Origin of the sequence: Phenylobacterium sp., from assembly GCF_030645195.1 — a bacterium.
Lineage (GTDB): Bacteria > Pseudomonadota > Alphaproteobacteria > Caulobacterales > Caulobacteraceae > Phenylobacterium.
On the sequence record NZ_JAUSLW010000096.1, the window covers coordinates 1 to 6,505 of the forward strand.

At 71.7% G+C, this 6,505-nt stretch carries 6 protein-coding genes; 5 read left to right on the top strand and 1 reads right to left on the bottom strand.

Annotated elements, in window-relative coordinates; all coding sequences use genetic code 11:
- Positions 1–82 precede the first annotated feature (82 nt).
- Entirely contained in the window at positions 83–484 is a 402-nt protein-coding gene (locus Q7T09_RS08730; RefSeq protein WP_304699215.1) for a GFA family protein, read from the top strand.
- A 160-nt stretch (positions 485–644) separates the two neighbouring features.
- On the opposite strand, the gene Q7T09_RS08735 is transcribed toward Q7T09_RS08730, so the two are convergent.
- Positions 645–1,682, bottom strand: a complete 1,038-nt coding sequence (locus Q7T09_RS08735) for a serine hydrolase (RefSeq protein WP_304699216.1) — start codon at positions 1,680–1,682, stop codon at positions 645–647.
- 175 nt (positions 1,683–1,857) lie between these two features.
- Between Q7T09_RS08735 and Q7T09_RS08740 the strand changes: the two genes are divergently transcribed.
- From Q7T09_RS08740 to Q7T09_RS08755, 4 genes are all read left to right on the top strand, one after another.
- Entirely contained in the window at positions 1,858–3,141 is a 1,284-nt protein-coding gene (locus Q7T09_RS08740) for a M28 family peptidase (RefSeq protein WP_304699217.1), read from the top strand.
- A 190-nt stretch (positions 3,142–3,331) separates the two neighbouring features.
- Positions 3,332–4,711, top strand: coding sequence for a M20/M25/M40 family metallo-hydrolase (locus Q7T09_RS08745; protein WP_304699218.1), 1,380 nt, complete (start codon positions 3,332–3,334; stop codon positions 4,709–4,711).
- On the top strand, positions 4,708–5,673 hold the full coding sequence (locus Q7T09_RS08750; protein ID WP_304699219.1) for a D-alanine--D-alanine ligase: 966 nt from the start codon (positions 4,708–4,710) through the stop codon (positions 5,671–5,673). The genes Q7T09_RS08745 and Q7T09_RS08750 overlap by 4 nt, the downstream gene beginning before the upstream one ends.
- Positions 5,621–6,505, top strand: an 885-nt coding sequence (locus tag Q7T09_RS08755) for a cell division protein FtsQ/DivIB (protein ID WP_304699220.1), incomplete at its 3' end; no start/stop codon positions are given. The genes Q7T09_RS08750 and Q7T09_RS08755, both read left to right, overlap by 53 nt.

The following is a 6,505-nucleotide window of genomic DNA, read 5'->3' on the forward strand; positions in this document are numbered from 1 at the left end:
GAACCTTGCAACTTCCCGCGCCTCACGCTCCGATGCGCGCCGACCTGCCGCACCTGCGGCGGCGATCCGTCGGGAGGGCGCGATGACCGTTCGAACAGGCAGCTGCCTCTGTGGCGCCAGGGCCTACGAGATCGACGGCGAGATCGGCGCGGTCTGGGTCTGCCACTGCTCCCTCTGCCGCAAGGCCTCGGGCTCGGTCGGCGCCGCCATCCTCATCGTCCCTCGGGCCCAGTTCCGGTGGCTGAAGGGCGAGGATCACGGCGTCACCTTCGCCCTGCGCGAAACCTACACGATCACCCGCTGCAGGACCTGCGGCACGCCGCTCCCGGCCGAGACCGACGCGGCCAACATCTATGTCACGGCAGGGACCCTGGACACGCCGCTCGGCAAGGGAATCCGCACCCACCTGTTCTGCGCCTCGCGAGCCGACTGGGACCGTGACGAACCGGACGCCCGGCATTTCGACGAGCGGTCGACGGGATGACGCGACAGCCCCACGCGATGGGCGACTCCGCCTGATCGCATCGTGCCCTAGAGCACGTCAGGCGGAAGTGGACACCGGTTCCGCCGCCCGGCGTGCTCCAATGTTTTGAATCTAGACCCTTCTTGCCGTTTCAGATGAGTCCATCTGAAACGGTCAGGGTCTAGGCGAGCGCCTTGGAGAGCCGCAGCCAGAGCTGTTGGTCGAAGTCCTTGTCCGGGGCGGCCTGGCCCATGCGCACGACCACGAGCCTGCGGCTCGGCGCGACGTAAAGCTTGCGGTCCAGCGCCCCCAGGGCCGCCACCAGGTCGGCCGGGGCGGCCGGGGCGGCCGGGGCGGCCGGGATCAGCGGGCCTTCGGTGGGCTTGGCCAGGGGGCGGATCGTCGTGGCGCTCCCGTTGAGCCACCAGAGGCGGCCATAGGCGGGATTGGTCCGGGACCGGACGAACATCGCCCTGAGCTGGGCCTCGGAGACGATGGTCCGGCCGTCGGCGGCGCGGCCGCCGTCCAGCACCAGCTGGCCGAAGGTGGCGACGTCCCGGGGGCTGGTGACCAGGCCCGTGGGGTTGCCCACGTCCCCGAAGCCGGCCGGGCGCTTGCGCCAGGCCGTATCGGTCATGCCGGCCGGCGCCGTCAGCCAGTCGTGGGTCAGCCCCTCCAAGGGCGCCTTGGCGGCGGCGGCCAGGACCTGCTTGGTCACGGCGTAGGCCGGTGTGTTGTAGAGGAAGACCGAGCCGGCGGGGGCGGCGTAGCCGAGCCTCTCGTCCAGGCCCGAGCTCATGGTCAGCAGATCGATCACCCGGATCGCCCGCTCCTGGTCGGGCGCGGCCCGGGACCAGCCCGCGCCGACATGGTCGGAGACAGGAGTCGAAACCTCGATCAGGCCCTTGTCGACCGCGATGCCCACCAGCATCGCGACGAAGCTCTTCTGCTGGGAGGCCACGTCCTCCAGCAGGGCGCCCTGCGCCGTCGTCCCATAGGCGAAGGCGGCGCGGAACGCTCCGGCGTCGGCGGGCAGGGGCCAGTTGCGCTCGACGACGGTCCGACGATCCCGCACCACCAGGAAGCCGGTGGTCCTCTGGCCCTCGACATAGTCCAGCACCCCCTGCAGGGCCGGGGAGGGGGCCTCGGCGGCGGCCGCCGCGGGGGTGGCGGCCAGGGCGCCGGCGCCGGCCAGCAGGTCTCGACGGGACGGGGTCATGCGCGGCTCCTAGGGGCGAAAGTCCAGACCGGAAATATCCGACTATGGCGGCAAAGAAACCTGCCGCGGCTCCAGACCAACCTGGCGCCCGCGGCCAATCGCTACAATGCGCCGCGCACCCTTGGGGCCAACCGGATCGACCGGTGCTAGGGTGCCGGCTGGCATGGAGGTCGGCATGGGCGCGTCACGTCGCGGAGTCATCCTGGGGGCGGGGGCCCTGGCGACGGCGACGCCGGCGGCCCAGGCCGCGCCGGCCGGCCCCGACGCCGCCTGGTTCCAGGCGGTGCTCGAGCGCTTCGCCGGCTTCGGGGTGAAGGCCTCGGGCGGGCCGGGCGACACGGCCAGCGGCGCCTGGCTCGAGGCCGAGCTCGCCGGGCTGGGCTACCGGTGCGAACGCCAGGCCTTCGAGGTCCCCTACGCCGAGGTGCGGACGGCGACCCTGGCGGTGGGCGACCACCAGGCGCCGGTGTTTCCTCAGGCCATCGTGATCCCGACCGGTCCCGGCGGATTGTCCGCGCCGCTGCGGCTGGCGACGTCGGAGGGCGGCCTGGACGGGGCGATCGCGCTCATCGTGCTGCCGTTCCGGCGCTGGGTGAGCACGGCCGAGCCGGCGGTGTCGCGCGCGCTCACCGACGCCTTCGGCCGTGGCGCGGAGGCGGCGGTGCTGGTGACCACCGGGCCGACCGGGGAGGCCGTGGCCCTGAACGTCAGCGCCGCCAAGCCCGGTTTCCGCAAGCCGGTGGCCATCCTGGCTCCGAAGGACGCCGAGCCCTTCGTGGCGGCGGCCCGGACGGGGCAGGCCGCCGCGCTCACCGTCGACGCCGTGTCGGGGCGGCGGCCGGCCTACAACCTGATCGCGCGCCTCGACCTGGGCGCGCCCAAGACCCTGATCGTCACGACGCCCCGCTCGGGCTGGTTCACCTGCGCGGCCGAGCGAGGGTCCGGCCTGGCGGTGTGGTTGGCCCTGGCCCATGGCCTGGCGGCCGCCAAGCCCGGGGTGAACCTCGAATTCGTCGCCACCAGCGGGCACGAGTACATCTATCTGGGCGGTGAGCAGTACCTCGAACACCGCGCGCCCAAGCCCTCGGCCACGCGGATGTGGGTCCATATCGGCGCCAGCGCGGCGGCGCGCGACTGGCACGAGCTGGCCGGCGGCCTGCGGCCCCTGCCCAGCGCCGACGCCCAACGGGTGCTGACCGCCACGCCCGAGGTGATCGACCGCGTGCGCGCCGCCTTCCAGGGGATCAGCGGCCTTGAGGCCGTCTATCTCGCCAGCAAGGCCAATGCCGGGGGCGAACTGGTGAATGTGATCGAGGCGGGCTACGCCCCGGCGATCGGCCACTATGGCGGTCACCGCTACTTCCACACCGCCGGCGACGACCTGCGCTGCGTCTCCGGCGACCTGGTGGCGCCGGTGGCCGCGGCGTTCCGGGCGGCGATCACGGCGACCCTGACCTAGACCGCGCGGGACCTCGACGGTCACATGTCGGCCCCTGTCGGCCGGCCGCGAAGTCCCCAACGCCTTGCGCCGCAACACCTCGCGGCCCGTGCGGGGCCTGTGAAGGGCCTTGTCCTCCATCCGCGACGACCGACATGTGAAACGAGGCGCCCGGCTTGACTCTCCGCCCCACCTGTCGCACCGCCGAGACATGAAAACCCTGCTGACCGCGGCCGCCTGCGCCGCCCTGCTCACGGCCCTCCCGGCCCAGGCCGCCGACCTCGCCGCCACCGCCGCGAGCCTGCGCGACAAGGCGCTTTCCGACCCCACCGCCTGGGACGTCCTGGAGAGCCTGACCACCGAGATCGGCGGCCGCTCCGTCGGCTCGCCGGCCATGGCCCGGGCCAAGGACTGGAGCGTCGCCACCTTCCAGCGCCTGGGCTTCGCCAACGTGAAGGTCGAGACCTTCCAGACCGGCGCCTGGTCGCGGGGGCCGGAGAGCGCCGCCATCGTCTCGCCCTATCCCCAGCCCCTGCACATCCTGGGTCTCGGCGGCTCCTCGCCCACCCCGGCGGGCGGGCTGGAGGCCGAGATCGTGGTCTTTGCCGCCTATGCCGACCTGCTGGCCCAGCCGCCGGGCGCCCTGAACGGCAAGATCGCCGTGGTCACCCAGAAGATGACCCGAACCCAGGACGGCTCGGGCTACGGCGCCATCAACGCCCAGCGCACTTCCGGGCCCGTCGAGGCCGCCAAGCGCGGGGCCGTGGCCTATCTCACCCGCTCGCTCTCCACCGACGACACCCGGCTGCCGCACACGGGCGGCGCGACGCCGGCGGGTATTCCGGCCGCGGCGCTCTCCACCGTCGACGCCGAGCTGCTGGACCACATGGCCGCCCGCGGCCGGCCGATCCGCATCCGCCTGGACATGGCCTCCAGCTTCGATCCCAAGGCCACGGCCTGGAACATCTCCGGCGAGATCGTCGGGCGCGAGAAGCCCGACGAGGTGCTGGTGATCGGCGGCCACCTGGACAGCTGGGACCCCGGCACGGGGGCCGTGGACGACGGCGCGGGCATCGCCATCATGACCGGCGCCGCCAAGGTCATCGCCAGCCTGCCCAAGGGCCCGCGCCGCACCATCCGCGTGGTGATGTTCGGCTCCGAGGAGCAAGGCGGCAGCGGCGGCGCCTATGCCGCGGCCCACAAGGACGAGATCGGCAAGATCGTGCTGGTGGGCGAGAGCGACGAGGGGGCCGGGGCGATCTGGCAGGCCGACCTGCCCAAGGGCGCCGGCGCCGCCCCGGAGATGGCCGCATTCGCCAAGGCCGTCGCGCCCCTGAAGGTGATCGTCACCGGGCAACCCAGCCGGTTCGGCGGCTCCGACGTGGCCGGCATGGTGCGCCTGGGGGCGCCGGTCGTTGACCTGCACCAGGACGCCAGCCGCTATTTCGACCTGCACCACTCGGCCGACGACACCCTGGACAAGGTCGACCCCAAGGAGCTGGCCCAGAACGTCGCGGTCTGGACCGCCTTCCTCTACACCGTCGCCGACAGCGACATCGATTTCCGCAAGCTCGCCTCGGAGGCCAAGTGAGCCAACCCCTTTCCGGCCACCATGTCGCCCTGCTGCTGGGCGGCCTCTCCTCCGAACGCGATGTCAGCCTGGTCTCGGGCCGGGCCTGCGGCGACGCCCTGGAGCGCCTCGGCGCCAAGGTCACCCGCGTGGACGCCGGCCGCGATCTCGCCCAGGTGCTGGCCAGGCTGAAGCCCGACGTCTGCTTCAACGCCCTGCACGGCGAGTGGGGGGAGGACGGCTGCGTCCAGGGGGTGCTGGAGACCCTGGCCCTGCCCTACACTCACTCGGGCGTGCTGGCCTCGGCCCTGGCCATGGACAAGGCCAAGTCCAAGGCGGTGCTGGCCGCCGCCGGGGTGACCGTGCCGGGCGGGGGTCTGTTCAACCGCTTCGAGGCCGCCGCCGGCCACGTGATGGCGCCACCCTATGTGGTGAAACCCAACGCTGAGGGGTCATCGGTCGGGGTCTATATCGTCCTGGACGGGGCCAATCGGCCGCCGCAGGAGATCGTCGCGCCCGAATGGACCTTCGGCGAGGAGGTGATGATCGAGCCCTATATCCGCGGCAAGGAGCTCGCCGTGGCGGTCATGAACGGCAAGGCCCTGACGGTCACCGACATTGTCCCCAGATCGGGTTTTTACGACTACGAGGCCAAGTACGGGGAGGGGGGCTCCGAGCACATCCTGCCGGCGCAAATTCCCTTGCCCGTCTTGGAAAAAGCCATGCAGCTCGCCGAGCGCGCCCATGCTGCGCTTGGTTGTCGCGGAGTTACCCGATCTGACCTTCGTTATGACGACATTAACGACATTCTGGTCCTTCTAGAGGTCAACACCCAGCCCGGCATGACGCCGACTTCGCTCGTCCCCGAGCAAGCGGCGCTGAAGGGCGTGGACTTTGACAACCTGGTGCTTTGGATCACGGAGGACGCTTATGCCCGCGGCGCTGCGGGGGGGATCGCGAGTTTCGGCGAAACCCCGGGCTAGAAAGCCCGCTGGCTCCAAGTCTCGCTCCCAGGCCAAGGCGCCTGCGGGGTACGCCCCCGCGAAGCTGGGCGCCGCCCGCGGCGTCGGCCTCTCCCCGCAACACGCGCTGATCGGCGCCGGCGGCGTCCTGGCCATCGCCCTGATCGCGACGCTGGCCACCGGCGACCGCGTCCACAAGCTGTCCCAGGCCGTCAATGGCGCGGTGGGCGGCCAGTTCGCCCACCTCGGCTTCCGCTTGAACGCCGTGCACGTCCAGGGCGCCTCGCCCATGGCCACCGCCGACATCCTGGCCGCCGCCGGGGTCTACAAGGACCAGCCCATGCTGGGCCTGGACCTGGAGCAGCTGCGCCAGCGCATCGAGGCCGTGGGCTGGGTCAAGGAAGCCCGCGTCATCCGCCTTTTGCCCGACACGCTGGTCCTGGCGGTGGTGGAGCGCAAGCAGCTCGCCGTCTGGCAGCACAACGGCCAGAGCCACGTGATCGACGACCATGGCCGGATCATCCCGGAGGCGCGGTCCGACAAGTTCCCCAGCCTGCCGCTGATCGTCGGCGAGGGGGCCAATGAATACGCCGCCGAGATCCTGCCCGAGGTGGCCGCGCGGCCGCGGCTGATGGAGCGGATCGAGGCCCTGGTGCGGGTGGATAACCGCCGCTGGGACCTGCGGCTGAAGGACGGATCGCTGGTGCAGCTTCCGGCGGTGGACGAAGACGGCGCCCTGATAAAACTGGAGCAGCTGGATCAGAGCCAGCGCATCCTGGAACTGGGTTTCGAGCGGATCGATCTGCGTGATCCGAGCGTGGTGGCGGTGCGGCCGCGCGACGGGGCCCTTCCC